General features: G+C 74.3%; 22 protein-coding genes. 11 read left to right on the top strand and 11 right to left on the bottom strand.

Features of this window, described 5'->3' with window-relative positions:
- Nucleotides 1–15 precede the first annotated feature (15 nt).
- The 3 genes from CLT72_RS28440 (at nt 16) to CLT72_RS28430 (ending at nt 3,189) form a co-directional block, all read left to right on the top strand.
- Nucleotides 16–1,302 (top strand): nicotinate phosphoribosyltransferase, encoded by a 1,287-nt coding sequence (locus CLT72_RS28440; protein WP_101414367.1) that lies wholly within the window; start codon nt 16–18, stop codon nt 1,300–1,302.
- A 13-nt stretch (nt 1,303–1,315) separates the two neighbouring features.
- On the top strand, nt 1,316–1,897 hold the full coding sequence (locus tag CLT72_RS28435) for an isochorismatase family protein (protein ID WP_101414366.1): 582 nt from the start codon (nt 1,316–1,318) through the stop codon (nt 1,895–1,897).
- 65 nt (nt 1,898–1,962) lie between these two features.
- Nucleotides 1,963–3,189: an MFS transporter gene (locus tag CLT72_RS28430; protein WP_101414365.1), complete on the top strand. Its 1,227-nt coding sequence runs from the start codon at nt 1,963–1,965 to the stop codon at nt 3,187–3,189.
- Between the two features lie 592 nt (nt 3,190–3,781).
- Here the strand turns inward: CLT72_RS28430 and ctaD are convergent.
- Together ctaD and CLT72_RS28420 are read right to left on the bottom strand one after the other, a co-directional pair.
- On the bottom strand, nt 3,782–5,542 hold the full coding sequence (gene ctaD, locus CLT72_RS28425; protein WP_101414364.1) for an aa3-type cytochrome oxidase subunit I: 1,761 nt from the start codon (nt 5,540–5,542) through the stop codon (nt 3,782–3,784).
- Between the two features lie 156 nt (nt 5,543–5,698).
- The gene (locus CLT72_RS28420) at nt 5,699–6,808 is read right to left on the bottom strand and encodes an FAD-dependent monooxygenase (protein WP_101414363.1); all 1,110 of its coding nucleotides are present in this window, start codon (nt 6,806–6,808) and stop codon (nt 5,699–5,701) included.
- A 303-nt stretch (nt 6,809–7,111) separates the two neighbouring features.
- Here CLT72_RS28420 and CLT72_RS28415 point away from each other — a divergent pair, with 303 nt between their 5' ends.
- Entirely contained in the window at nt 7,112–8,254 is a 1,143-nt protein-coding gene (locus CLT72_RS28415) for a glycoside hydrolase family 12 protein (protein ID WP_101414362.1), read from the top strand.
- 164 nt (nt 8,255–8,418) lie between these two features.
- Here CLT72_RS28415 and CLT72_RS28410 read toward each other — a convergent pair whose 3' ends face one another.
- The 3 genes from CLT72_RS28410 to CLT72_RS28405 all read right to left on the bottom strand — a co-directional run bounded on the left by CLT72_RS28410 (nt 8,419) and on the right by CLT72_RS28405 (nt 10,522).
- Nucleotides 8,419–9,381, bottom strand: coding sequence for a golvesin C-terminal-like domain-containing protein (locus CLT72_RS28410; RefSeq protein WP_089001789.1), 963 nt, complete (start codon nt 9,379–9,381; stop codon nt 8,419–8,421).
- A complete protein-coding gene (locus CLT72_RS32435) occupies nt 9,381–9,545 on the bottom strand; it encodes a hypothetical protein (protein WP_172896572.1) in 165 nt (54 codons plus the stop codon). Before CLT72_RS32435 ends, CLT72_RS28410 begins: the two co-directional genes overlap by 1 nt.
- Nucleotides 9,546–9,733: 188 nt before the next feature.
- A complete protein-coding gene (locus CLT72_RS28405; RefSeq protein ID WP_101414361.1) occupies nt 9,734–10,522 on the bottom strand; it encodes an aldo/keto reductase in 789 nt (262 codons plus the stop codon).
- 95 nt (nt 10,523–10,617) lie between these two features.
- On the opposite strand from CLT72_RS28405, the gene CLT72_RS28400 reads away from it, so the two are divergent.
- Together CLT72_RS28400 and CLT72_RS28395 are read left to right on the top strand one after the other, a co-directional pair.
- On the top strand, nt 10,618–11,679 hold the full coding sequence (locus CLT72_RS28400; RefSeq protein WP_101414360.1) for a DNA polymerase ligase N-terminal domain-containing protein: 1,062 nt from the start codon (nt 10,618–10,620) through the stop codon (nt 11,677–11,679).
- Nucleotides 11,680–11,695: 16 nt separating this feature from the next.
- Nucleotides 11,696–12,889, top strand: coding sequence for a threonine synthase (locus CLT72_RS28395; protein WP_101414359.1), 1,194 nt, complete (start codon nt 11,696–11,698; stop codon nt 12,887–12,889).
- 16 nt (nt 12,890–12,905) lie between these two features.
- Here CLT72_RS28395 and CLT72_RS28390 read toward each other — a convergent pair whose 3' ends face one another.
- The 4 genes from CLT72_RS28390 to CLT72_RS28375 form a co-directional block, all read right to left on the bottom strand.
- The gene (locus CLT72_RS28390; RefSeq protein WP_101414358.1) at nt 12,906–14,702 is read right to left on the bottom strand and encodes a glycoside hydrolase family 15 protein; all 1,797 of its coding nucleotides are present in this window, start codon (nt 14,700–14,702) and stop codon (nt 12,906–12,908) included.
- Between the two features lie 53 nt (nt 14,703–14,755).
- The gene (locus CLT72_RS28385; protein WP_089001794.1) at nt 14,756–15,148 is read right to left on the bottom strand and encodes a cupin domain-containing protein; all 393 of its coding nucleotides are present in this window, start codon (nt 15,146–15,148) and stop codon (nt 14,756–14,758) included.
- Between the two features lie 310 nt (nt 15,149–15,458).
- Complete coding sequence (locus CLT72_RS28380) at nt 15,459–15,866, bottom strand: hypothetical protein (protein WP_101414357.1); 408 nt, start codon at nt 15,864–15,866, stop codon at nt 15,459–15,461.
- Between the two features lie 190 nt (nt 15,867–16,056).
- The gene (locus tag CLT72_RS28375) at nt 16,057–16,524 is read right to left on the bottom strand and encodes a septum formation initiator (protein WP_101414356.1); all 468 of its coding nucleotides are present in this window, start codon (nt 16,522–16,524) and stop codon (nt 16,057–16,059) included.
- 102 nt (nt 16,525–16,626) lie between these two features.
- Here CLT72_RS28375 and CLT72_RS28370 point away from each other — a divergent pair, with 102 nt between their 5' ends.
- The 4 genes from CLT72_RS28370 to CLT72_RS28355 all read left to right on the top strand — a co-directional run bounded on the left by CLT72_RS28370 (nt 16,627) and on the right by CLT72_RS28355 (nt 20,657).
- Nucleotides 16,627–17,322 carry a response regulator transcription factor gene (locus CLT72_RS28370; protein WP_101414355.1) on the top strand — a complete coding sequence of 232 codons (696 nt, stop codon included), beginning with the start codon at nt 16,627–16,629 and terminating at the stop codon, nt 17,320–17,322.
- A complete protein-coding gene (locus CLT72_RS28365; protein ID WP_101414354.1) occupies nt 17,319–18,593 on the top strand; it encodes a sensor histidine kinase in 1,275 nt (424 codons plus the stop codon). Before CLT72_RS28370 ends, CLT72_RS28365 begins: the two co-directional genes overlap by 4 nt.
- Nucleotides 18,594–18,749: 156 nt before the next feature.
- The gene (locus tag CLT72_RS28360) at nt 18,750–19,304 is read left to right on the top strand and encodes a PepSY domain-containing protein (RefSeq protein ID WP_101415446.1); all 555 of its coding nucleotides are present in this window, start codon (nt 18,750–18,752) and stop codon (nt 19,302–19,304) included.
- 249 nt (nt 19,305–19,553) lie between these two features.
- Complete coding sequence (locus CLT72_RS28355; protein WP_199184661.1) at nt 19,554–20,657, top strand: beta family protein; 1,104 nt, start codon at nt 19,554–19,556, stop codon at nt 20,655–20,657.
- Between the two features lie 34 nt (nt 20,658–20,691).
- On the opposite strand, the gene CLT72_RS28350 is transcribed toward CLT72_RS28355, so the two are convergent.
- Both CLT72_RS28350 and CLT72_RS28345 read right to left on the bottom strand, forming a co-directional pair.
- Nucleotides 20,692–20,973: an adhesin gene (locus CLT72_RS28350; RefSeq protein ID WP_101414353.1), complete on the bottom strand. Its 282-nt coding sequence runs from the start codon at nt 20,971–20,973 to the stop codon at nt 20,692–20,694.
- A gap of 184 nt (nt 20,974–21,157) precedes the next feature.
- The gene (locus CLT72_RS28345; protein ID WP_101414352.1) at nt 21,158–22,231 is read right to left on the bottom strand and encodes an NAD(P)-binding domain-containing protein; all 1,074 of its coding nucleotides are present in this window, start codon (nt 22,229–22,231) and stop codon (nt 21,158–21,160) included.
- A gap of 135 nt (nt 22,232–22,366) precedes the next feature.
- Here CLT72_RS28345 and dacB point away from each other — a divergent pair, with 135 nt between their 5' ends.
- A complete protein-coding gene (dacB, locus tag CLT72_RS28340) occupies nt 22,367–23,950 on the top strand; it encodes a D-alanyl-D-alanine carboxypeptidase/D-alanyl-D-alanine endopeptidase (RefSeq protein ID WP_101414351.1) in 1,584 nt (527 codons plus the stop codon).
- Nucleotides 23,951–23,976: the final 26 nt, after the last annotated feature.

The following is a 23,976-nucleotide window of genomic DNA, read 5'->3' as shown; positions in this document are numbered from 1 at the left end:
CCCTAGGCTGGGGAGGTGAGCACCCTTCGCCCCGCGCTGCTGACCGACCACTACGAGCTGACCATGGTCAGTGCCGCCCTGCGCGACGGCACCGCCGACCGCCGCTGCGTCTTCGAGGTGTTCAGCCGTCGGCTGCCCGCCGGCCGGCGCTACGGCGTGGTCGCCGGCACCGGCCGGCTGATCGAGCTGATCCGCGACTTCCGCTTCGACGCCGACGAGGTCGACTTCCTGCGGCGTACCGGGGTGGTCGACGAGCGGGCCGCCGCCTGGCTGCGCGACTACCGCTTCACCGGCGACGTCGAGGGCTACGCCGAGGGCGAGCTGTTCTTCCCCAGCTCGCCGATCCTCACCGTCTCCGGCGGCTTCGCCGAGTGCGTGGTGCTGGAGACGCTCATCCTCTCGGTGCTCAACCACGACAGCGCCGTCGCCGCCGCCGCCGCGCGGATGGTCACCGCGGCGCGCGGGCGGACCCTGATCGAGATGGGTTCCCGGCGCGCGCACGAGGAGGCGGCCGTGGCCGCGGCGCGGGCCGCGTACCTGGCCGGGTTCCGGTTCACCTCCAACCTCGCCGCCGGGCGGCGCTACGGCATCCCGACCGCGGGCACGGCCGCGCACGCGTTCACGCTGCTGCATTCCGACGAGCGGGCCGCGTTCGCCTCGCAGGTCGCCACGCTGGGCAAGGACACCACGCTGCTGGTCGACACGTACGACATCAGCCAGGGCATCCGCAACGCGATCGCGGTGGCCGGGCCGGACCTGCGGGCCGTGCGGATCGACTCGGGTGACCTGGCGGTGATCGCCCAGCAGTCCCGCGAGCTGCTCGACTCGCTGGGCGCCACCGAAACCAAGATCATTGTCTCCGGCGACCTCGACGAGTACGCCATCGCCTCGCTCGCCGCCGAGCCGGTCGACATGTACGGCGCGGGCACCGCCGTCGTCACCGGCTCCGGCGCCCCCACCGCCGGGCTGGTCTACAAGCTCGTCGAGGTCGAGGGCCGCCCGGTGGTCAAGCGCTCCGAGCACAAGGCCACCATCGGCGGCCGCAAGGTGGCCGTACGCCGGCACAAGCCGACCGGCACCGCCACCGAGGAGATCGTCGTGCCGCAGGGCGTGCCCGACCCCCGACCCAACGACCGGCTGCTCCAGCACTCGTTCCTCGCCGGCGGCGAGCCGGTCGAGCGCCCGACGCTGGACGAGTCCCGGGAACACCTGCGCCAGTGCCTGATCTCCATCCCCTGGGAGGGGCTGAAGCTCTCCGCCGGCGACCCGGCCATCCCGGTCACGGTCGTCCCGGCCGACTGAAAGGAGCACCACGGTGAGCAACGCGCTGATCGTCGTGGACGTGCAGAACGACTTCTGCGAGGGCGGCTCGCTGGCCGTCGGCGGCGGGGCGGGCGTGGCGGCCGGGATCACCCGGCTGCTCGCCGCCGAACCGGGCCGCTGGGACCACGTGGTCGCGACGAAGGACTACCACGTCGACCCGGGGGCCCACTTCGGCGACCCGCCGGACTTCGTGGACTCCTGGCCGCGGCACTGCGTGGTGGGCACCCCGGGCTCGGAGTTCCACCCCGAACTGGCCACCGACCGGATCGAGGCGATCTTCCACAAGGGCGAGCACGCCGCCGCGTACTCGGGCTTCGAGGGGCACGCCGGCGACGGCGAGTGCCTGGCCGACTGGCTGCGCCGGCACGGGGTGGACCGGGTCGACGTGGTGGGCATCGCCACCGACCACTGCGTACGCGCCACCGCCCTGGACGCCGCCCGCGAGGGCTTCGCCACCACCGTGCTGCTGGACCTGACCGCCGCGGTCGCCCCGGACACCACCGACGTGGCGCTGCGCGCGATGGAGGGGGCCGGGGTCGCCATGCGCGGTGCGCCTGTGATCAGGGCCGCATGAGGCGGTAATTCGCTGGCGGGTGTCGTACCTCCGGCCGAGGATGTCCGGCGGAGGTACGCACCGACATGAACCTGAAGCCTTACCGGGAGGCGCTCGCCCTGCCCGGTCTCCGGTCGTTGCTGCTGGTGTCGGTGCTCGCCCGCGTCCCGCTCACCGCCACCGGGGTGACCCTGACGTTCTACGTCGTGCTCGATCTCGGGCGCGGCTACGGCGCGGCCGGGCTCGTCGGTGCGGCGATCACCGTGGGCGCCGCCATCGGCGGCCCGCTGCTCGGTCGCCTGGTGGACCGGCGCGGCCTGCGGTCGGTGCTCGTACTGACCGCGGTCGCCGAGGCCGCCTTCTGGTCCACCGCGCCGACGCTGCCGTACCCGGTGCTGCTTCCCGCCGCGTTCCTGGCCGGTTCGCTCGCCCTGCCGATCTTCTCCGTGATCCGGCAGTCCATCGCCGCGCTGGTGCCGCCGGAGCGGCGCCGCCCCGCGTACGCGCTGGACTCGATGTCGGTGGAGCTGTCGTTCATGGTGGGTCCCGCGCTGGCCGTGGCGGGGGTCACCGCGATCTCCGCGCGCACCACGCTCTACCTGGTCGGTGCCGGCATCGTCGCCGCCGGGGTCGCGTTCTGGGTGCTGAACCCGCCCACCCGGGCCGGGGGCGAGCCGGCCGGGCCGCAGCCGCGGGTGCCTCGCCGGTCGTGGCTCACCCCGCGCCTGCTCGCCGTGCTGGCGGTGAGCGCCGCCGGCATGCTCGTGCTCGGCGGCACCGACGTGGCCGTGGTCGCCGTGCTGCGGGAGAGCGGCGACGTCGGGTGGACGGGCGCCGTCCTCGCCGTCTGGGCCGTCGCCTCGCTGGCCGGCGGCTTCGCGTACGGGGCGGTCACCCGCTCGTTCCCGCCGCTGGCCCTGATGGCCGCGCTCAGCCTCTGCACCATCCCGGTCGGGCTGGGCGGGGCGCACTGGTGGCTGCTCTGCCTGGCGCTGATCCCCGCCGGGGCGCTCTGCGCACCCACCATCGCGGCCACCTCGGACGCGGTCAGTCGACTGGTTCCCGCCGCCGTACGCGGCGAGGCGATGGGCCTGCACGGCTCGGCGGTCACGGTCGGCATGGCGGTGGGCGCGCCCCTCGCGGGCGCCGTCATCGACGCCTCCGCGCCGGCCTGGGGCTTCGCGGTCACCGGGGCGGTCGGCGCGCTGGTGGCGCTGGCCGTGCTCCCGATCGAGCTGCGCCGCCGCCGCACCGCCGCCGCCCGCACACCCGCCCCCGAACTCGCCCCCGCCGCTCCGGCCCCCGCCAGCTGAGACGCGCCCCAGCGCCCACCGCTCCGGCCCCCGTCAGCTGAGACGCGCCCCGAGCCCAGCGCCCGGGCCGGCGACTCTTGAGTCGACGCGCAGGTGCCCGGCGCTACGCATGGCGCCGGCGGCGTCGCCGATCTCGGCCCGCCCCGACAGCCGCGGTCTGCTTCACGAGCCGTGACCGGCTGCGCCGGGCCTCGACGACGGCGGTGTAGTCCACATACGCCGATACCACACAGGTATTTTTATGCCGCAGAGGTATCAGCTTTTCGGCGGTCATGGGCCAGCAACTTCACGCGCCTTCCACGTCTTCCCGGAACGCCACCGGGACCGCAATCAGACCCGACCATTCCGTGCTGGGCGCGGACCGGCCCGGCACTGGCGGTTCTGTGAAGCTCCGCAGGAGTTCGGGGTGCTGACCCTGGGGGGCGTGCGGGAGTTCCACGGTCAGGCGCGGGGCAGGGCGGCGCCGGGCCTGCGCCGTCAGCGCCGCTGCGGGCGCACCTCTCGGCAACGCGCACGGGCGCCACACCGGGTGCCCAACGCGAACAGGCGCCACCCCGGGTGGGGTGGCGCCTGTCGTGCGCGGTGCGGAGCGTCAGCGCCGGTCGGCGTCGCTCGCGGTGTCCTCGCGGTAGCTGGCGCCACCGTCGGACTCGCTGGTCAGCGGCTTGGCGCCGCCCTCCGGCGGGCCGGCCAGGCTCTGGCCGCCGGCGGCCAGCTCCGGGAACTTGAGGTCGAACGCCGGCCGCTCGGAGCGGATCCGCGGCATCCGGTCGAAGTTGCGCAGCGGCGGCGGGGAGCTGGTCGCCCACTCCAGCGAGTTGCCGTGACCCCACGGGTCGTCGACCTCGACCACCGGGCCGGCCTTGTACGACTTCCAGCAGTTCCAGATGAACGGCAGGGTCGAGATGCCGGTGATGAACGCGCCGATCGTGGAGATCATGTTCAGCGTGGTGAAGCCGTCACCGGGCAGGTAGTCGGCGTACCGACGCGGCATGCCCTCGTTGCCCAGCCAGTGCTGCACCAGGAACGTGGTGTGGAAGCCGATCATGGTCAGCCAGAAGTGCACCTTGCCCAGCCGCTCGTCGAGCATCCGGCCGAACATCTTCGGGAACCAGAAGTAGATGCCGGCGAAGACGGCGAACACGATCGTGCCGAAGAGCACGTAGTGGAAGTGGGCCACCACGAAGTACGAGTCGTGCAGGTGGAAGTCGAGCGGCGGGCTGGCCAGCAGCACACCGGTCAGACCACCGAAGAGGAAGGTGACCAGGAAGCCGATCGAGAAGAGCATCGGCGTCTCGAAGCTGATCTGGCCGCGCCACATCGTGCCGATCCAGTTGAAGAACTTCATACCGGTCGGCACGGCGATCAGGTAGCTCAGGAAGCTGAAGAACGGCAGCAGCACCTGGCCGGTGGCGAACATGTGGTGCGCCCAGACGCTCATCGACAGGCCGGCGATGGCGATGGTCGCGGCGACCAGGCCCTTGTAGCCGAAGATCGGCTTGCGGGAGAAGACCGGGATGATCTCGGAGATGATGCCGAAGAACGGCAGCGCGATGATGTACACCTCGGGGTGGCCGAAGAACCAGAAGAGGTGCTGGTAGAGCATCGGCCCGCCGGTCGCCGGGTCGTAGACGTGGGCTCCCAGCAGGCGGTCGGCGGCCAGCGCCATCAGCGCGGCGGCCAGCAGCGGGAAGACCAGGATCACCAGGAGGCCGGTGACCAGGATGTTCCAGGTGAAGATCGGCATCCGGAACATCGTCATGCCGGGCGCGCGCAGGGTCAGGATCGTGGTGATCAGGTTGACCGCGCCGAGGATCGAGCCGAGGCCGGAGATGACCAGGCCGACGACCCACAGGTTCGCGCCCACGCCGGGCGCGTGCTCGACGGAGCTCAGCGGCGCGTAGGCGGTCCAGCCGAAGTCGGCGGCCCCACCCGGGGTGAGGAAGCCGACCATCGTCATCGAGCCGCCGAGCAGGAACAGCCAGTAGGCGAAGCTGTTCAGCCGGGGGAACGCCACGTCGGGGGCGCCGATCTGCAGCGGCACCACGTAGTTCGCGAAGGCGAACACGATCGGCGTCGCGAAGAACAGCAGCATGATCGTGCCGTGCATGGTGAACAGCTGGTTGTACTGCTCGGGCGACAGGAACTGCAGCCCGGGTCGGGCCAGCTCGGCCCGCATGATCAGGGCCATCAGGCCGCCGATCATGAAGAACACGAACGCGGTGACCATGTACATGATCCCGATCTGCTTCGCGTCCGTGGTACGCAGCAGCCGCGCGATGGCCGACCCCTTGACCGGCGCTCGGACCGGCCAGGGCCGGGTCACGACCGGCTTGGGTGCGACGGTGGTCACGAGTGGCCTCCGGTTCTGGGTTGTCCCGCTCGGCACGCGCTGGTTATCTGCGGGCCGTCATCCGCAAGGAGGATAGTCCCCGGCAGGTGGCTGCGCCGCGTGGGGTGGTCGGGTAGCCTGCCGCGCCCCGCCGCGGAGGGCTCCCGGTCGCCGGCGTCACAGCGGGCCGAGCAGCAGCCGGTAGTGCTCGCCGAAGATGCGCGCGCCGCGTCCGCGCAGCAGCGGATCGCGCAGCGCCGGCGGCACGTCCCGGGTCCGGTTGCGGTCCCGGGTCCGGTCCCGCACCCAGCGCGTACGGGGACGACGACGACTCTCGTACGCCGCCAGTGCCGACTCCACGTCGCTCCCGGTCGCCCGGAGGGACTCGGCGAGCACCACGGCGTCCTCCAACGCCATCGCCGCGCCCTGCGAGAGCGTCGGCGCGGTGGCGTGCGCGGCGTCCCCGACGAGCAGCACCCGCCCCCGGGACCAGCGCCCCAGCTCCACCTCCTCGGTGACGCCGACGTGCACCCGGTCCAGCACCTCCAGCACGGCGGGCACCGGTCCGCCGTAGCCGCCGAACAGTTCGCGCAGCCGGGCCGCCGGGTCTGCCGGCGCGGTGGTGCCGGCCTCGTCGGCGTAGCAGTGCAGCCGCCCGGCGCCGAAGGGTACGACCAGGAAGCCGGCGCGCTGACCGAGCAGCGCGGTCCACTCGGCCACCGGCGGTCCGTCGCGCACCACGGCGCGGTAGACGACCTGACCGGCGGGCCGGGGCGGGCCGCCGAGCGCGGCCAGGGCCCGGATCGAGGAGCGCGGGCCGTCGGCGCCGACGACGAGGTCGTACTCGGCGGCGGTGCCGTCGACGAAGGTGACGCCGACGGAGCGCGGCAGCAGGTCGAGGGTGCGCACCTCGGCGCCGTGCCGGACGGCGCCGCCCGCGCCGCTGAGCAGCACCCGGTGCAGTTCCGCCCGGGGCAGCGCCCGGCACTCGCCGACGCCGGACCAGAGGGCGTCGAGGTCCACCTCGCACAGCGGTGCCCCGGCGGCGTCGAGGAACCGCTGCCGGTGGATGACGCGCCCGAGCGGGCGGACGGGCCCGTCGAGGTCGAGCCGGCACAGCGCCCGGGCCGCGTTGCCGGGCAGGTAGAGACCGGTCTCGGCGTTCTCCCCCGGGGGCAGCCTCTCGGTGACGTCGGGCCGGAAGCCGGCCATCCGCAGCGCCCGGGCCACGGCCAGGCCGGCGATGCCCGCGCCGACGACGAGGATGCGCAGGGGGGAGCCACCCATGGTGGTGTACGCCTCCGGAGGGGTTCGGCACGCGTTGGAGGCAAGACACTACTCGGCGCTATCGGCACACACCAGAGCCAATCGTCCCAGCGGAAACATTCCTCGGCGGCGCTCCCCGCTGCTTCGAAGGACCACCTGCCCGCCGACCGGATCGGGCGTGACAAACCTCACTTACCTCTCCAATACCCCGGCCCCGTTGCGCCACGGTTTCAGAGGTGTAAATGTGTCGAAGAAATGTGGGAGCGCTCCCGCGCCCACCGGCCGACTCCGTCCGGCGTCCCGCGCCGAAGCCGAAGGAGCATCATGAAACGTCCACTCCGGGCCCTCGCGGCGGCCGCGCTGCTCGCCACCGGCTCGATCGTCGCCGTGGCCCTCGGCGGCACCGCCAGCGCCGACACCCAGATCTGCGAGCAGTACGGCTCCACCACCATCCAGGGCCGCTACGTGGTGCAGAACAACCGCTGGGGCACCACCGCCCAGCAGTGCATCAACGTGACCGACAGCGGCTTCGAGATCACCACCCAGAACGGCAGCAACCCGACCAACGGCGCGCCGACGGCGTACCCGTCGGTCTTCCTCGGCTGCCATTACACCAACTGTTCCCCCGGCACCAACCTGCCGATCCAGGTCAGCCAGATCAGCAGCGCCACGAGCAACATCTCCTACCGGTACGTCAGCAACGCCGTCTACAACGCCTCGTACGACATCTGGCTGGACCCCTCGCCCAAGCGCGACGGGGTGAACCAGATGGAGATCATGATCTGGCTGAACCGGCAGGGCCCGATCCAGCCCATCGGCTCCCCGGTCGGCACCGCCACCATCGACGGCCGCAGCTGGGAGGTCTGGCGCGGCAGCAACGGCTCCAACAACGTCATCTCGTACCTGGCGCCGTCGGCGATCAGCAGCGCGAACCTCAACCTGCTGGCGTTCATCAACGACACCCGCAACCGGGGCGCGATCACCAGCTCCTGGTACCTGACCAGCATCCAGGCCGGCTTCGAGCCGTGGCAGGGCGGCGCCGGGCTCGCCGTGACCTCGTTCTCGGCCGCGGTCAACGGCGGGGGCAACCCGCCGCCCACGACCGCACCGCCCACCACGCCCCCGCCGAGCACTCCCCCGCCCGGCGGCAACGGGTGCGCCGTGAAGTACACGCCGAACTCCTGGAACAACGGCTTCACCGCCGACGTGCAGATCACCAACACCGGGTCCAACGCGATCAACGGCTGGACGCTGAACTACAACCTGCCCGCCGGGCAGCAGGTCACCAGCGCGTGGAACGCCACGGTGAGCCAGAGCGGCTCGGCGGTCACCGCGCGCAACATCAGCTGGAACGGCTCGCTCGCCCCGGGCGGCACCGCCAGCTTCGGCTACCAGGGCACGCTGAGCGGGGCGTACTCGTCGCCGACGAGCTTCACCCTCAACGGGGTGCCCTGCTCCCGGTCCTGACCTGACGCCCTCCGGACGCCGACGCGGGGGCAGTACGCCCCCGCGTCACCGGTCCCGGCGCCGCCGCGATCCGAGTCCCCAGGGGTCGCCGCGTACGGCCGGAGAGACGCGACGTCCGCCAGGCCACCCCCGGGCCTGGCGGACGTCACGCGGGGCTGGCCGGCTCAGACCCGGGTGAGCCGGACGGCGTCGGCGATGACGAGGCCCGGGGCCGAGCTCCACCGGCTGACCGCGACCCGGTTGGCGTCCCCGGCCGGCAGCGTGAAGGTGCCGAGGCTGCGCCACTGTCCGCCGGTGACCCGCTGGTCGACGATGATCGTCCGGTTTCCGGTCGTGGTGGACACGATGTACGGGGTGGCGGAGTTGTAGCCGCTGACCGCCGGCCACCAGGCGTCGACCCGGTAGTTCGCGGTCGCCGGGACGTTGAACTTGTACCAGGCGGCGTCGCTGGCGGCGACCGGGTTCGCGAAGCGGTAGTCGGTGCCGTAGCGCTGGGCCGAGTACGACGAGGTGCCCCAGTTGGCGCTGGCGGTGAAGCGTCCGGCGGTGGAGTTGTCCACCACGGCGCTCCAGGTGCTGCCGCCCGCCATCTTCGCGGCCACGTCCGCGCGCATCGAGTTCAGGTCGATGAAGGACGGGTCGATCTTGCCCGTGGTGCTCGTCTCGCGGTGGCCCCGGGCGTAGCTGGCGTCCTTGCCCAGCCGCTTGAGCACGGCGGCCGTGGCGGCGATCGACGCGTTGTACTGCGCCGCCGTCATCTCCTGGTTGACCCCGTTGTAGTCGATCTCCCAGCCGATCATCAGCGTGTTGCCGTCGCCGGCGGGGATCGGCCCGCTGCCCCGGCTGACGCCCGCGTGGTTGCAGCGCCCGGCGGAGATGACGTGGAAGACGCCGTGGTAGTCGACCAGCGCCTGGCACAGCGGGCCGGGCAGGTCGGACCGGCCGTTGATGCAGATGTTGAGCGCCGGGTGCGGGTTGCTGGCGCTGGAGGTGGCGGCGGTGTGGTGCCAGAGCACGCCGATCGGGTTGAAGTCGCCCGGGCGCATCCGGTTCAGCCAGTCGCCGTGGGTCACGACCTGGACGCCCGCTCCCCGCAGGACGTCCACCAGCCAGGGAATGGTGGCCATCAGGACTCCCCGAGCAGGTCGGCGAGGCACTCGGCCTTCGGAGCGGCGAGCGGCGCGGCGCTCGCCGCGGCGGGCTTGGCGGCTACGGCCACCGCGGTGGCCACCAGGGCCGACATGCCCAGCACCCCACGTCGGGGGAGACGGGCGGGTCGTGACGCGTTCATGGCGCTCCTTCAGACAAGGGCGGAGGGGTTCCGACTCATCGATGAACTGGTGACGCGCACGGTATATCGTCACGAGCATCTATGTCGATACCCTTCATCGCCCCTATTCAGGCTGAAGGAATTTGGCAAATCCGGTCCGGGTCCGGCACCCGGACCGGGCCACCGCCACAGTGGCCGGAAGGGGTCCGTCAGGGGTTGCCGAGCGCGTCGATGTCGCGCATCTCCTCGGCGGTCAGCGAGAAGCCGAAGACGTCGGCGTTGACGCGGATCCGCTCCGGGGTCACCGACTTGGGGATGACCACGATCTCGTGGTCGATGTGCCAGCGCAGCACCACCTGGGCCGGGGAGACGTCGTGCGCGGCGGCGATGCGGGTCAGCACCGGGTCGGCGAGGTCGCTGGTCTTGAACGGGCTGTAGCCCTCCAGCACCACCCCCCGGTCCCGGTGCTCCCGGTGCCGCTGGCGGTCGTACAACGAAGGGCTCCACCGGATCTGGTTGACGGCCGGGTTCTCCTCGGTCGCCTGGATCAGCTCGTCGAGCTGGCCCGTGGCGTAGTTGCTCACCCCGACGGCGCGCGCGAGCCCCTCGTCCCGGGCGGCGAGCATCTCCCGCCAGACGGGGATGTTGTCCGCGGGGTTCGCCGGCGGCCAGTGCACCAGCCACAGGTCGACCTGGTCGACGCTGAGTGCGGCCAGGCTCGCCTCGATCGTCTCCCGCTCCCGCCCCACCCGGTCCGGCGGCAGCTTCGTGGTGAGAAAGACGTCCTCGCGGCGTAGCCCGCTCTCCCGGACCGCCCGGCCGACCTCCTCCTCGTTGCCGTACATCGTGGCGGTGTCGACGTGCCGGTAGCCGGCGTCGAGCGCGGCGAGCACCGCGTCGTACCCGGCCTGGCCGGTGGCCTGCCAGGTGCCGAAGCCCAGCAGGGGCATCCGCACGTCGCCGGGGAGCGTGACGGTGGGCTGGTCGTCGTGGTCCATGCCCCGGGTCTTACCCGGGCTGACCTACCCCATGCCCGCCGAACCGGACACGCGGGCGGCCGGCGGGTCGGCGCGGATTGCCGGAGAATGCGGGTGTGGCTGACCCGCTGGAGGAGTACCGGCGCAGACGGGACGCGGCGCGCACCCCGGAGCCGGTGCCGGAACGGCCCCCGCGACGCGGGCGGCCCGCCGACGGCACGGCCCGCTTCGTCATCCAGCAGCACCACGCCCGGAGCCTGCACTGGGACCTGCGGCTGGAGCACGAGGGGGTGCTGGCCTCCTGGGCGGTGCCCCGCGGGCTGCCCCGCGACACCGGCCGCAACCACCTCGCGGTGCACACCGAGGACCACCCGATGGAATACCTCGACTTCCACGGCGAGATCCCGGCCGGCGAGTACGGCGGCGGGCGGATGACCGTGCACGACCGGGGCACCTACCACTGCGAGAAGTGGCGCGACGACGAGGTGATCGTCGTGCTCGACGGCGAGCGCACCAGAGGGCGGTACGTCCTGTTCGCCACCGGCGGCAAGGGTGGACGGGACTGGATGGTCCGCCGCACCGACCCGCCCCCGGAGGGCTGGACGAGCATGCCGGAGCTGCTCCCCCCGATGCACCCCACCCGGGCGGCGAAGCTGCCGGCGGACGAGGCGCGGTGGGGCTACGAGCTGCGCTGGGACGGGGTGCGCGCCCTCGCGTACGTCTCGGGCGGGCGGCTGCGGCTGCTCGCGGAGGACGACGAGGACGTCTCCGGCGCGTACCCCTGGCTGCGGGAGCTGGCCGAGGAGCTGGCGCCCACGGAGGTCGTGCTGGACGGCGTCCTCGTCCGCATCGACACCGCCGGCCGGGTGCGGCCGGCACGCGGCGGACGCCGCACCCCCGACGCCCAGTACCTGATCTTCGATCTGCTCTGGATGGAGGGCGTGAGCAGCGTCGACCTGCCGTACGCGCAGCGCCGCGAGCTGCTCGACGCCCTGGCGCTCACCGGTGGGCACTGGCAGACTCCGCCCTGGTTCCCGGGTGCCGGCCGGGAGGCGCTGCGGACCGGGCGGGAGCAGGGGCTGCCCGGCGTGGTGGCGAAGCGCCTGGACTCGGTCTACGAGCCGGGCCGGCGCAGCCGGCGCTGGTTGAGCATCGACGCGAGCCGAGACCCGAGCTGAGACGGCGAGGAGCATCGTGTACCTGACGCACCTGGAGTGCCCGCGCTGCGGGCGGGAGCACGACGCCACCAAGCTGACAAATCTCTGCGACTGCGGCTCCCCGCTGCTGGCGCGCTACGACCTGGCGGCGGTGGCGAAGGTGCTCACCCCGGAACGGTTCCCGTTGCGCCCGGCCGACCTGTGGCGCTACCGGGAGCTGCTGCCGGTAGCCGACCCCCGGCACGAGACCACGCTGGGCGAGGGCTGGACGCCGCTGCTGCGCACCCCGAACTACGGCGCGGAGATCGGCATCGCGGACCTGCTGGTCAAGGACGAGGGGTTGACCCCGACCGGCTCGTTCAAGGCGCGCGGCGCGGCGGTCGGCGTCAGCCGGGCCCGCGAGCTGGGCGTGACGCGCATCGCCATGCCCACCAACGGCAACGCGGGCGCGGCCTGGGCCACCTACGCCGCGCGGGCCGGGCTGGGCGCGACCATCGTCATGCCGCTGGACGCCCCCACCATCTGCCGCCGCGAGTGCGTGGCCGCCGGGGCCGACCTGCGCCTGGTCGACGGGCTGATCAGCGACGCGGGCCGGCTGGTCGCGGGGCTGGTCGCCGACTCCGGCGGCGCGGTCTTCGACGCCGGCACGCTGCGGGAGCCGTACCGGCTCGAGGGCAAGAAGACGATGGGGTACGAGATCGTCGAGCAGCTCGGCTGGCAGGTGCCGGACGTGATCATCTATCCCACCGGCGGCGGGGTCGGCCTGATCGGCATCCAGAAGGCGCTGCACGAGCTGCGCGAACTGGGCTGGATCTCCGACAGGCTGCCCCGCCTGGTAGCGGTGCAGTCGACGGGGTGCGCGCCGATCGTGCGCGCCTTCGCCGCCGGCGAGCGGCGGGCCCGCCCCTGGGCCGACGCGCACACCGTCGCGTTCGGCATCACCGTGCCCGCCCCGCTCGGCGACGAGCTGATCCTCGACGCGCTGCGCGCCAGCGCCGGCACCGCCATCGCCGTGGACGACGCCGAGATCCTCGCCGACCTGCGGGACTTCGCCGCCCGCGAGGGCCTGCTGCTCTGCCCGGAGGGGGCCGCCTGCCTGACCGCCGCCCGGCACCTGCGCGCCGGCGGCTGGATCCGGGCCGGCGAACGCGTGGTGGTGCTCAACACCGGGGCGGGCGTGAAGTACCCGGAGACGGTGGACGTCAGCGGCGTACCGGTGCTGCCCGCCTGACGCGCCGACCCCGCCGTCACTCGGTGCCGGGGTCGGTCAGCCGCCAGGCCGCGCTGACCAGGCCGATGTGCGACAGCGCCTGCGGGGTGTTGCCGAGCTGCGCGCCGGAGCGCGGGTCGATCTGCTCGCTGAACAGCCCGACGTCGTTGGCGTGCCCGAGCAGCCGTGCGAAGAGCGCCTCGGCCCGGTCCCGCTCACCGGCCATCGCCAGGTACTCCACCAGCCAGAACGAGCAGGGCAGGAACCCCGCCGGGTCGGTGCCCCAGCGGCGGAGGAGACCGTTGCCGGCGCCCAGCTCGCGTTCGACCGCCTCGACGGTGGCGCGCATCCGCGCGTCGGTCGCCGGCAGGAACCCCACCAGCGGCAGCAGCAGCACGGAGGCGTCCAGGTCCGGCGAGCCGAACGCGCCGCCGAACGCGCCGGTCCGCTCGTGCCAGCCGTCGCGCAGCACGACGGCCCGGATCTCGTCGCGGATCCCCGCCCAGCGCCGGGGGTCGGCCCGGTCGCCGAGGCGGGGCGCGAGCGTCACCGCCCGGTCCAGCGCCACCCAGCAGAACACCTTCGACGTCAGGTAGTGCCGGTCGGCGTCGCGGGTCTCCCAGATGCCCCGGTCGGGCAGGTGCCAGGTCGCGGCCACCTGCTCGGTCAGGCCCAGCACCATCTCGCGCAACTCCGTGTCGAACGCCTCGCCCAGGTGGTCGCGCAGCTGCCAGACCGCCGAGATCACCTCGCCCGGCACGTCGAGCTGGCGCTGCCGCCAGGCGTCGTTGCCGATCCGCACCGGCAGGCTGCCGCCGTAGCCGCGCAGGTGGGCGCACTCGTACTCGGAGACGTCCCGCTCCCCCTCCAGGCCGAAGAGCACCGGCACGGGCTCGGGGCCGACCCGGCCGATCGAGCGGGCCGCCCAGGCGAAGAGCCGGGACGCCTCGGCGGGGCAGGCCGCCACCCAGAGGGCGCGCAGGGTCATCGCGAAGTCGCGCAGCCAGGAGTAGCGGTAGTCGTAGTTGCGGTCGTCGCCGACGCGTTCCGGCAGCGACGTCGTCGGGGCGGCGACCACCGCGCCGCTGCGGGCGTACGTGAGGCCGGTGAGCACGGTCGCGCTGTGCCGGACCTGCTCGGGGTAGCGGCCGTCGTAGTGGTGCGACTCCCGGTACGCCTGCCAGGCCTGCACCGTCTCGGCGAGCGCGACCACCGGCTCCAGCCGGACCGGCGCCGACCCGTACGCCTGCCCGTACGCGACGTCGAGGCCGACCACCTGCCCGGCGGCGACCTCGAACTCCTGCCGGACCCGGTCGGAGTCGACGTGCGGTGGGATCCCGCCGGTGCGCAGGGTCAGCACCACCGGGCCCGCCGCGGCCAGCACCGCGCCGTCGGGCTGCTCGTGCAGGTACGGGGTGAGCAGGCCGTACTCCGGGCGGGGACGGAAGTCGAGCGACATCCGCACCCGCCCGGTCAGTCCCTCGACGACCCGCAGCAGCACGGCCGGGGAGTTCATCCCCAGTTGGTGCCCGCGGGCGCCGAACTCGGCGGCGAGCGCGTCGGTGACCGCGACGCTCCCCTCCGGCGTGTGGTGCACCGTGCGCAGCACCAGCGTGTCGGCCACGTACGCCCGCTCCACCCGGTGTCCGGGCAGCCCGGCGGCGGTGGGTGCCAGCCGCCAGTGGCCGGCGTCCGGGTCGAGCAGGCGGCCGAAGACAGACGGGGAGTCGAACCGGTCCGGACACCACCAGTCGATCGAACCGTCCCGACCGATCAGGGCGCCCGACCGGCAGTCGGAGAGGAACCCGTAGTCGGAGATCGCCAGCTGCTCCACCCGCTGCGGGTACCCGGTTCCGGCCGGCTCAGGCGGCGCGGGCGCGGGGACGGTCAGGAGGTGGGCGGCTCGTCCTCCCCGGCGGCCTCCGCCGCGTCGGCCTCCTCCTTGGTGCGGTGCACCGCCTGGTCGGCGTGCTCGGGCGGGCCGTAGACGGTGTAGAGCACCAGCGGGTTGGGGCCGGTGTTGACGAAGTTGTGCTTCGTGCCGGCCGGCACCACCACCAGGTCGCCCTGCACGACCTCGCGCTTCTCCCCCGCCACCCGGGCCTCGCCCGTACCGCTGACGAAGGTCAGGATCTGGTCGATTCCCTCGTGGACCTCCTCGCCGATCTCACCGCCCGGCGGGATCGTCATGATCACCAACTGGGTGTGCTCACCGGTCCACAGCACCCGCCGGAAATCCGGGCTCTTCTCGGCGACGGTCGCGATCGTGAAATGCTCCATGCCCACGCACATACCCGCTCAGGCCCGGGACCACGCCGGGACCCGCAGATGGTGGAATTCGCCACTCGTCGGGGGTTTCGATCCCGGACGGAGGGGGATCGAGGAAGTAGCCGGTGCACGGTGGCCGGTCGAGCCAGGTCCCCGCCGGCGTACCGCCGTACGGCTGCGATGGTGGGAGACGGCCAGAGCGCGGCGACGTTCGATCCCCGGGATCCGGACGGCGCCGCGCGCTCGTGTCCGGGCCCGGGCCCGGCGGGACCTGTGCCGCCGGCCGGCCCGGGCGCGTCAGGCCCACACCGCCAGGTGGGCGTCAGGCCAACACCGCCAGGTGGAACGGGCGGTCGGCCGGGCGGCCGTCGTCGGCGAAGGTGGAGACGAAGACGGCGTTCGGAATGCCGGTACGCCCGGCGACCACGATCTTTCCGCAGGGCGCGACGCCCGTGCTGCCGGGCAGGCCGACGGTGCCGACGTAGCCGGCGGCCGTGACGTCCTGATCGAACACCACCTGGTACATCCCGGTCGCCAGCCGGCTCGCGGTGGCCACGCCCAGCCCGCGCGCCAGGCCGCCGCTGGCGTGCACCACAGCGAAGAGGACCCGTGCGGTCGCGGGCAGACCGACGCCGGCGCAGGTGGTGGTCTCCGCGTCTGCCCGGGTCGCGTCGTCGTCCCTCGGCCCGGGCTGCGCCGCCGGCGCGCGCCGAGGTCTGAAGCTGGACATCTCGGTCCTCCCTCGTGGCCCCTGCTCGGGGCGGCGATGAGGCAGTTGTGGTGGCTCAGGGGGATCAGCGGCGATCGGCACCCTTTGTGGTCGAACGTATGTCGCCGCAGCCGCCCGCAACCACCGCGACGGGTGTCCGATCACGGACAGTCGCCGCCGTCCACACCCTCACTGACCTGCGGCGGAACGCTCAGTCGTCGTCCTCGGCCGACACCGGCTCCGAACCCACGCAGCGCACCTTCAGCTCGAACCCGCCGGACGGGCCGGTGAAGGTCACCTCCACGTCGTCGTCCGGCCCCGGCTCCGCGCCCGAGACCCGGTAGCCCGGTACGGGCGTCCAGGAGACCAGCCGCGCCCCGCCCGGCCCGCACTCGGCCACCGCGCTGCCACCCGTCGTCGCGAAGGCCCGACGCGTTCCCGCCGGGGACGAGCCGCCCGCCGCCGGCGACGGCCCGCCGGTGCCGGTCGCCGCCGGCGCGGATCCGCCCGGTGCGGCGGGGGAGGCCAGGGCGCGCTCGACCTCCTCCTGGCTGAGCACCCCGCCCGGGGTGCCGGCGATGCTCTCGCCCACCCACCGGATCGCGGCCACCCCGATCAGGGTGGCGACGGCGGCGGTGGCCAGCCACCCGGCGACGGCGAGGAACGAACGGCGGCGCATCCCCCGAGTCTCCCCGATCGGCGGTTGGCCCGAGCTTTGGACGGGGCTAAGGGACGGTTAAGGTCCGCCGCCGGCCCGCCCGGTGGCGGCTAGCCTGCCACTGTGGCCCGCCTGCTGCTCATCGAGGACGACCTGACCATCCGTACGCCGCTGCTGCGGGCACTGCGCGAGCGGGGGCACGCGGTGGCCGCCGCCTCGACGGCGATGACCGGCCTACGCGACGCGCTCGACGACCGGCCCGACCTGGTGGTGCTGGACCTGGGACTGCCCGACCTCGACGGCCGGGAGCTGCTGCGGATGCTCCGCGCGGTCAGCGCCGTGCCGGTCATCGTCGCCACCGCCCGCGACGACGAGACCGAGATCGTCCGGGTGCTCGACGCCGGGGCGGACGACTACGTGGTGAAGCCCTTCACGGCCGCGCAGCTCGACGCGCGCATCCGGGCGGTCCTGCGGCGCGGGACGGGACCCGCCTCGGAGGGGGACCCCGCGCTGGTCGTCGGCGGGCTGCGGGTGGACCCACGGTCGAGGCAGGTCTCCCTGGACGGTACGCCCGTCGAGCTGACCCCCCGCGAGTTCGACCTGCTGCACCACCTCGCGGGTCGCCCCGGCCAGGTGGTCACCAAGCGGGAGCTGCTGGCCGAGGTCTGGCGGGTCCCGTACGGCGGCGCCGACAAGACCGTGGACGTGCACCTGTCCTGGCTGCGGCGCAAGCTCGGGGAGAGCGCGCAGGCACCCCGTTACCTGCACACCGTGCGGGGCGTCGGGGTGCGGCTCGAGGCGCCCGGGAGCGCCGGATGAGGGCCCGGCTGGCGCTGCTCGTCGCCGCGGTCAGCGTCCTCACCCTGGTCGCCTTCCTGGTGCCGCTGGCGCTGCTGGTGCGCACGGTCGCGGCGGACCGGGCCACCGTACGGGCCACGGCCGACGCGCAGAGCCTCGTCACCGTCGTCGGCACCGCCGACACCGCGACGATCCGGCTGACCGTCGAGCAACTGGCCACGGAGTCCGAGCGCTCCGTCACGGTGTTCCTGCCCGACGGCACGGTGCTCGGCGCCCCGGCCCCGCGTACGGCCGCGGTGGCGCTGGCGGCGCGGGGGCAGAGCCTCACCGCCGAGTCCGGGCGGGGGCGGGAGGTGGTGATCGCCGTGCAGGGTCGCCCGGACGGCACCGGCGTGATCCGCACGGTGGTGCCGCCCGCCGAGCTGACCGCCGGGGTGACCCGGTCCTGGCTCGCCCTGGCCCTGCTCGGCGTGCTGCTGGTGCTGATCGGGCTGGCCGTGGCCGACCGGCTGGCCCGCACCCTGGTCCGGCCGATCGGTGAGCTCTCCGAGGTGTCGCACCGGCTGGCGAACGCGGAGCTGGACGCGCGCGTCACCCCCGCCGGGCCGGCCGAGCTGCGCGAGGTGGCCGGCGCCCTCAACCACCTGGCCGGCCGGATCCAGGTGCTGCTGGTGCAGGAGCGCGAGGAGGTCGCCGACCTCTCGCACCGCCTGCGTACCCCACTGACGGCGCTGCGCCTGGAGGCCGAGTCGCTGCGCGACCCCGAGGACGCGGCCCGGGTGACCGCCGCCGTGGACGGGCTGGAGCGGGCGGTCACCGGCCTGATCCGGCAGGCCCGCTGGCGGGTGCCCACGGCCGGGGCGGCCAGCGCCGACGCGGTGGCCGTGGTGGCCGAGCGGGTGGCGTTCTGGTCGGTGCTGGCCGAGGACACCGGGCGGGCGGTGACGCTCGACCTGGCGCCGGGACCGCTGCCGGTGGGCGTGCCCGCCGACGAGCTGGCGGCGGCGGTGGACGCGCTGCTCGGCAACGTCTTCGCGCACACCCCGGACGGCACCGCGTTCGCCGTCCGGCTGGCGGCGGAGGCGGGCCGCACGGCGCTGACCGTGGCCGACGACGGGCCGGGGATGCCGCCCGGCACGGTCGACCGGGGCGCGAGCACCGCCGGCTCCACCGGCCTCGGCCTGGACATCGCCCGCCGGGCCGCCCAGGCCAGCGGGGGCCGCCTCACCCTGGGTGCCGCGCCGTCCGGCGGCGCCGAGGTACGCCTCGAACTCGGCCCGCCCCGGCCCTGACCCCTCCCCCCGCCCCGGCGAGGCGCCCTCGCGCCGCCCGGCCCACCCCTCGGCGCACCCCCGGCGAGGCTTAACCCGGCCTTAGCGTTCGGGCAGCGTGGCGCTATCCGGGCGGGCGTGATCCTGGGACACGTAGACCGAGGAAGGGTGAACGAGATGAAGCGCAAGTCCCTGATGCTGGCGTCGCTCGGCGGCGCGGCCGTGCTGGCCGTGACCGGCGCGTCCGTCGGCGTCGCGGCGGCCGACAACGGCGCGGCCCGGGCGACCAACCTGGCCGCCGCCACCACCGCCCCGACCGCCCCGGGCACGCCGAGCGGCACCCCGGCGACGAGCGGCGCGCCGACCACCGGCACCCCGGCGGCGCCCGCCAGCCCGTCGGGCAGCGGCACCCCGTCGGGCAGCGGCGCGCCGGCCACCGGCGGCGACGCGGTGAGCGAGCAGCGGGCCCGCGAGATCGCGCTGGCCCGGGCGGGCGGCGGCGAGGTCGTCGAGGTCGAACGCGAGGACGAGGACGGCCGCGCCGTGTGGAGCGTCGAGATCGTGGCCGGGCAGACCGAGCACGAGGTCGACGTGGACCGGGGCGACGGCAGCGTGGTCAAGGCCGAGCAGGAGCCGGTCGACGACGACGATGACGACGATGACGATGACGACGCGTCGGACGACGACTCCGACGACGACGATGACGACGATGACGACCGCGACGACGACTGATTTGGCGCCCTGCCCGCCGCCGTCCCGATCCTGGGACGGCGGCGTCGTCGTTTCCGCGGACGCAGGCGGCCCGGACGTAGCAGGCGCCGTTGCGCTTGTAGGGGCGTGCGCCCGCCAACGTGCGGCGCAGCCGACCGGCCCCGGCGCGCGGAACCGTTGTCCCCCACGGATTGCGTGCGGCACCCCCGGGGCGGGCGGTGCGGGCCGATCGACCCTGTGACGGACACCGATGTCTGGCTACATTGGGGTATGGTGCCCGCCCACCGGGGCCGGGCGGCGGAACCGGTCTACCGCCCCATCCTCGCCAACCGGCGGGGTGAGCTGGAGGCGCTCGGTCATCTCGACGACGTCGTCGTGCCCCTGCTCGCCCCGGTCCTCCAGGTGTCCGCCCTGGACCGGCTCACGATCGACGTGCTCCGTCGGCTGCCCGACGGGCTGCTCACGGCCGTCGACGTCAGCGCCCTGCCCGACGCCCCCGAGACCGAGCTGGCCCGCTGGGGCGTACCGCTGGTGCCGGTGATCGGGCTCGCGGACAGCGACCGGCGCCTCGTCGCGCACGGTGCCGCCGCCCGGGCCCACGCCCGGCGGGCGGTCGTCCGGCTGCGGGTCGGCCACGACCCCGGCGGCCCGGACGCGGCCACGGCGGCGGCGGAGCGGGTCTGGCGGTTCACCCGCCTGGTGCCCGAGCAGTGCGACCTGCTCCTCGACGCGGGCGACGTGTGCTGCCGGGCCGACGTGCGGGTGGCCGAGCCACGCGTGCGCCGGCTGCTGGAGTGGGCCCGCCGGCACGCCTGGCGCTCGGTGAGCGTGGCGGCGGGCGGCATGCCCCCGGCGGTGTCCGCCCTGCCGACCGACGAACCGGTACGCGTCGACCGCTGGGACTGGCAGCTCTGGCAGCGCCTGGCCGACCTCGGCGTCGGGTACGGCGACTACGGCGTCGGCTCCGCGGTGCCCGGCGCCGACCAGGAGGGCGACCGGCTGCCCACCGTCCGCTACACCACCGACGGCGCCTGGTGGGTGTACCGCTGGTCGCGGCGGGGCGGCCGGGGCGACGACCGGTTCGCGGACCTGTGCCGCACCGTCGTCTCGGCGCCGCACTGGCCGGCCACCGGCGCGGCGTTCTCCTGGGGCGACCACGAGATCCTGCGGCGTGCCCGCAGGGGCGCCGGCGCCGGTTCCGCCAGCAACTGGGCGGCGTGGAGCACGTCGCACCACCTGGCACACGTGCTGGCCACGCTGCCGCTCCCGGGAGGGGAGTCCCGGCCGGGGCCGTGGCGGTCCGGTCAGGCGCCGCCGGAGCGGGGCCGCCCCGCCCGGCCGCACCGCAACGGGGAGACCCGGCGGGCCGGCTGAGCGCCGTCCCGCCGGACACCGGTACGCACCGGCGTCACTGCTTCTCGGTGAACCCGAACTGGATGACGCCCTCGTCGTCGACGCTGGCGTCCACCGACGCGTCGCCGAGCAGCTCGGCGGCGTCGGAGTCCAGGAAGATGCGCGCGCCCTGGTTGTCGACCACGTGGTCGCCGTCGACGGGCTCGGCGACCAGCTCGACGGTGAGCGAACCCGCGTCGGTGTCGGCGGCGATCCGCACCCCGCCGTCCTCGGCGACGTCCTGCTGGCTGGCGAGGTCTCGGATGACCAGCACGGCGTTGTCGGTCATGGTGAGCATGGCGGAACTCCTCGTGGATTCTCGGATTCACGGTGCGGGACCGGGCGTCGGCCCGCGGACGAGCACACGTGGGAGGCGATGGCGGGCGACGCGTACGCACGTCGCCGTCGCTCTTCGGGGCAGCTGAGGGCCCCTCCACGGCCTACGTTGCCCCCTGCCGGGGCATCCGTCAAATAGAGCGGGCTCAGTACGCGGCGCCGGCCGGGGCGAGCCGGGCGCGGATGTCGCGTACCGCCGCGCGGCCGGCCCGGTTCGCGCCGATCGTGCTCGCCGACGGGCCGTACCCGATCAGGTGAATCCGCTCGTCGGCGACCACCCGGGTGCCGTCCATCGTGATACCGCCGCCCGGCCCGCGCAGCCGCAGCGGCGCGAGATGGTCCAGCGCGGCCCGGAAACCGGTGCACCACAGGATCACGTCCGCCGGCACGAACCGACCGTCGTCCCAGGCCACCCCGTCGGGCGTGATCCGGTCGAAGACGGGTACCCGGTCCAGCACGCCGCGCTCGCGCAGCCGGCGCAACTCCGGCGTCAGCGGCAGCCCGGTCACCGCCACCACGCTCTCCGGCGGGCGGCCCGCGCGTACCGCCGCGTCGACCAGGGCCACCGCCGCGCGCCCCCGCTCGGGGGTGAACTCCTCGTCGCGGAAGTCGGGCGGGCGCCGGGTCACCCAGGTGGTGCCGGCGGCCACGGTCGAGACCTCGGCGAGCAGTTGGACGGCCGACGTACCGCCGCCCACCACGACGACCCGCCGGCCGGCGAACTCCGCCGGCCCCCGGTAGTCGGCCGTGTGCAGCTGCCGGCCCCGGAAGGTCGACCGGCCGGGGTAGTGCGGCCAGAACGGCCTCGTCCAGGTGCCGGTGGCGTTGACCAGGGCGCGCGTGGTCCAGGAACCGTGGTCGGTGTGCACGGCCAGCCGACCGTCGGGGCGGTCGCGCACCTCCCGGACCCGCACGGGCCGCCGCACCGGCAGGTCGAACTCGCGCTCGTACGCGGCGAAGTAGGCGCTGACCACCTCGGCCGCCGGCCGGTCGGGTCCGGCCGCCGGAAAGGGCAGGCCGGGCAGGTCGTGGAAGCCGTGCACCCGGTCGAGCCGCAGCGTGGGCCAGCGGTGCCGCCACGCCCCGCCCGGCCCGTCGCCCCCGTCGAGGATCACGAAGCCGTCGCCGGGGGCGAACCCGGCGCGGCCCAGGTGGTGGCCGGCGGAGAGGCCGGCCTGCCCGGCCCCGATCACCAGCACGTCGACGGAGCGCTCGTCCATGCCCCGTACAACACCGGCGGGCCCGCCGGGCTGCCCGCCGGAGGCGTCTCGCCGGTCACAGCCCGCCGGGTCCCCGGAAGATTTCTTTCCATCGACGGTCTTTTCTGGCAGATACCTGCATGGCAGCATCACCCCATGCATCGTCGTCTCTTCCCCCGGACGCTCGCGCTGGTGGCGCTTGTCGCCGCCGCGGCCACGGCGGGCGCGCCCACCGCCACCGCCGAGTCCCCGACCCCCGCGGCGACCCGCCTGAACGCCACCATCGACGCGATCCTCGCCGACAGCCGGCTGGCCGGGGCGCAGGCCTCGGTGGTGGTCAAGGACGCGACCACCGGGGAGACGGTCTACCACCGCAACGGCGACCGCCGGCTGGTGCCCGCCTCCAACACCAAGCTGCTGACCTCGGCGGCGGCGCTGGAACTGCTCGGGCCGGGCCACCGCTTCAGCACCGAGGTGCGCACGAGCGGCGCCCGCCGCGCGGGCCTGGTCTCCGGCAACCTCTACCTGCGCGGCGGCGGCGACCCGACCATGCTGGCCGCCGACTACGACGCGCTGGCCGCGCAGGTCGCCGAGGCGGGCGTCCGGGTGGTCACCGGCAACCTGGTGGCCGACGACACCCGCTACGACAGCACCCGCCTTGGGCCGGACTGGACCTGGGACGACGAGCCGTACTACTACGCCGCGCAGGTCTCGGCCCTGACCGTGGCGCCGGACACCGACTACGACGCGGGCACCGTCATCGTCCACGCCGCCCCCGGCGCGACCGCCGGGGCGCGACCGGTCGTCACCACCACCCCGCCCACCAGATACCTGAAGATCGACAACCGGGCCGAGACGGTCGCCGGCGGAGCGACGTCGATCTCCTTCGAGCGCGCGCACGGCAGCAACACCGTCGTGGTCACCGGGCAGATCGCGCTCGGCACCGCGCCGGAGAGCGACTGGGTCAGCGTCTGGGAGCCCACCGGCTACGCCGCCGACGTCTTCCGCTCGGCGCTGCGCCGGCACGGCGTACGGGTGCTCGGCCGCACGGTGCTCGGGCAGCCCACCCCCGAGGGCGCGGCCGAGGTGGGCCGGCACCGCTCGATGCCACTGGCCGAGCTGATGGTGCCGTTCCTCAAGCTGTCGAACAACGGGCACGCCGAGGTGCTGACCAAGGAGATCGGGCGGGTGCTCTCCGGCTCCGGCACCTGGTCGGCCGGGCTGACGGCGATCAGCGAGTACGTCGCCGACGCCGGGATGGACACCGGCACGCTGCGCCAGCGGGACGGCTCCGGGCTCTCGCGGCGCAACCTGATCCCCGCCGACGAGTTCGTGGACCTGCTCACCGCCGTCCGTGCCGAGCCCTGGTTCGACACCTGGTACGCGGCCCTGCCGGTCGCCGGCGAGGCGGACCGGTTCGTCGGCGGCACGCTGCGCAGCCGGATGCGGGGCACCCCGGCGGCGGGCAACGTGCACGCCAAGACCGGCAGCCTGACCGGCGTCTCCGGCCTCTCCGGCTACGTCACCGACGCCGACGGGCGGGTGCTGGCGTTCTCGATCCTGCTGAACAACTACCTCGCCTCCTCCGTGAAGACGCTGGAGGACCAGATCGCGATCGCCCTGGCCTCGTACACGGCAAGGAGCGTGACCGGCGCGCGGGTCGCGCCCCCGGCGGCGCCGGACGCCCCCCGGGTCCCGGAGGGTCTGGAGTGCGCCTGGATCAAGCCGAACGCCTGCTGACGGGCCGGCGGGGCCCGGTGCGAGGG

This window comes from Micromonospora sp. CNZ309 (assembly GCF_002846525.1).
Note: the sequence above shows the minus strand (reverse complement) of the source record. Positions and strands in the feature narration are given on the sequence as shown.

Coding starts and splice junctions, on each gene's coding strand:
- dacB (WP_101414351.1), top strand. CDS start 22,367: ATGCATCGTCGTCTCTTCCCCCGGACGCTCGCGCTGGTGGCGCTTGTC.
- CLT72_RS28365 (WP_101414354.1), top strand. CDS start 17,319: ATGAGGGCCCGGCTGGCGCTGCTCGTCGCCGCGGTCAGCGTCCTCACC.
- CLT72_RS28355 (WP_199184661.1), top strand. CDS start 19,554: ATGGTGCCCGCCCACCGGGGCCGGGCGGCGGAACCGGTCTACCGCCCC.
- CLT72_RS28350 (WP_101414353.1), bottom strand. CDS start 20,973: ATGCTCACCATGACCGACAACGCCGTGCTGGTCATCCGAGACCTCGCC.
- CLT72_RS28380 (WP_101414357.1), bottom strand. CDS start 15,866: ATGTCCAGCTTCAGACCTCGGCGCGCGCCGGCGGCGCAGCCCGGGCCG.
- CLT72_RS28405 (WP_101414361.1), bottom strand. CDS start 10,522: ATGGACCACGACGACCAGCCCACCGTCACGCTCCCCGGCGACGTGCGG.
- CLT72_RS32435 (WP_172896572.1), bottom strand. CDS start 9,545: ATGAACGCGTCACGACCCGCCCGTCTCCCCCGACGTGGGGTGCTGGGC.
- CLT72_RS28375 (WP_101414356.1), bottom strand. CDS start 16,524: ATGCGCCGCCGTTCGTTCCTCGCCGTCGCCGGGTGGCTGGCCACCGCC.
- CLT72_RS28410 (WP_089001789.1), bottom strand. CDS start 9,381: ATGGCCACCATTCCCTGGCTGGTGGACGTCCTGCGGGGAGCGGGCGTC.
- CLT72_RS28345 (WP_101414352.1), bottom strand. CDS start 22,231: ATGGACGAGCGCTCCGTCGACGTGCTGGTGATCGGGGCCGGGCAGGCC.
- CLT72_RS28385 (WP_089001794.1), bottom strand. CDS start 15,148: ATGGAGCATTTCACGATCGCGACCGTCGCCGAGAAGAGCCCGGATTTC.
- CLT72_RS28420 (WP_101414363.1), bottom strand. CDS start 6,808: ATGGGTGGCTCCCCCCTGCGCATCCTCGTCGTCGGCGCGGGCATCGCC.
- CLT72_RS28415 (WP_101414362.1), top strand. CDS start 7,112: ATGAAACGTCCACTCCGGGCCCTCGCGGCGGCCGCGCTGCTCGCCACC.
- CLT72_RS28360 (WP_101415446.1), top strand. CDS start 18,750: ATGAAGCGCAAGTCCCTGATGCTGGCGTCGCTCGGCGGCGCGGCCGTG.
- CLT72_RS28430 (WP_101414365.1), top strand. CDS start 1,963: ATGAACCTGAAGCCTTACCGGGAGGCGCTCGCCCTGCCCGGTCTCCGG.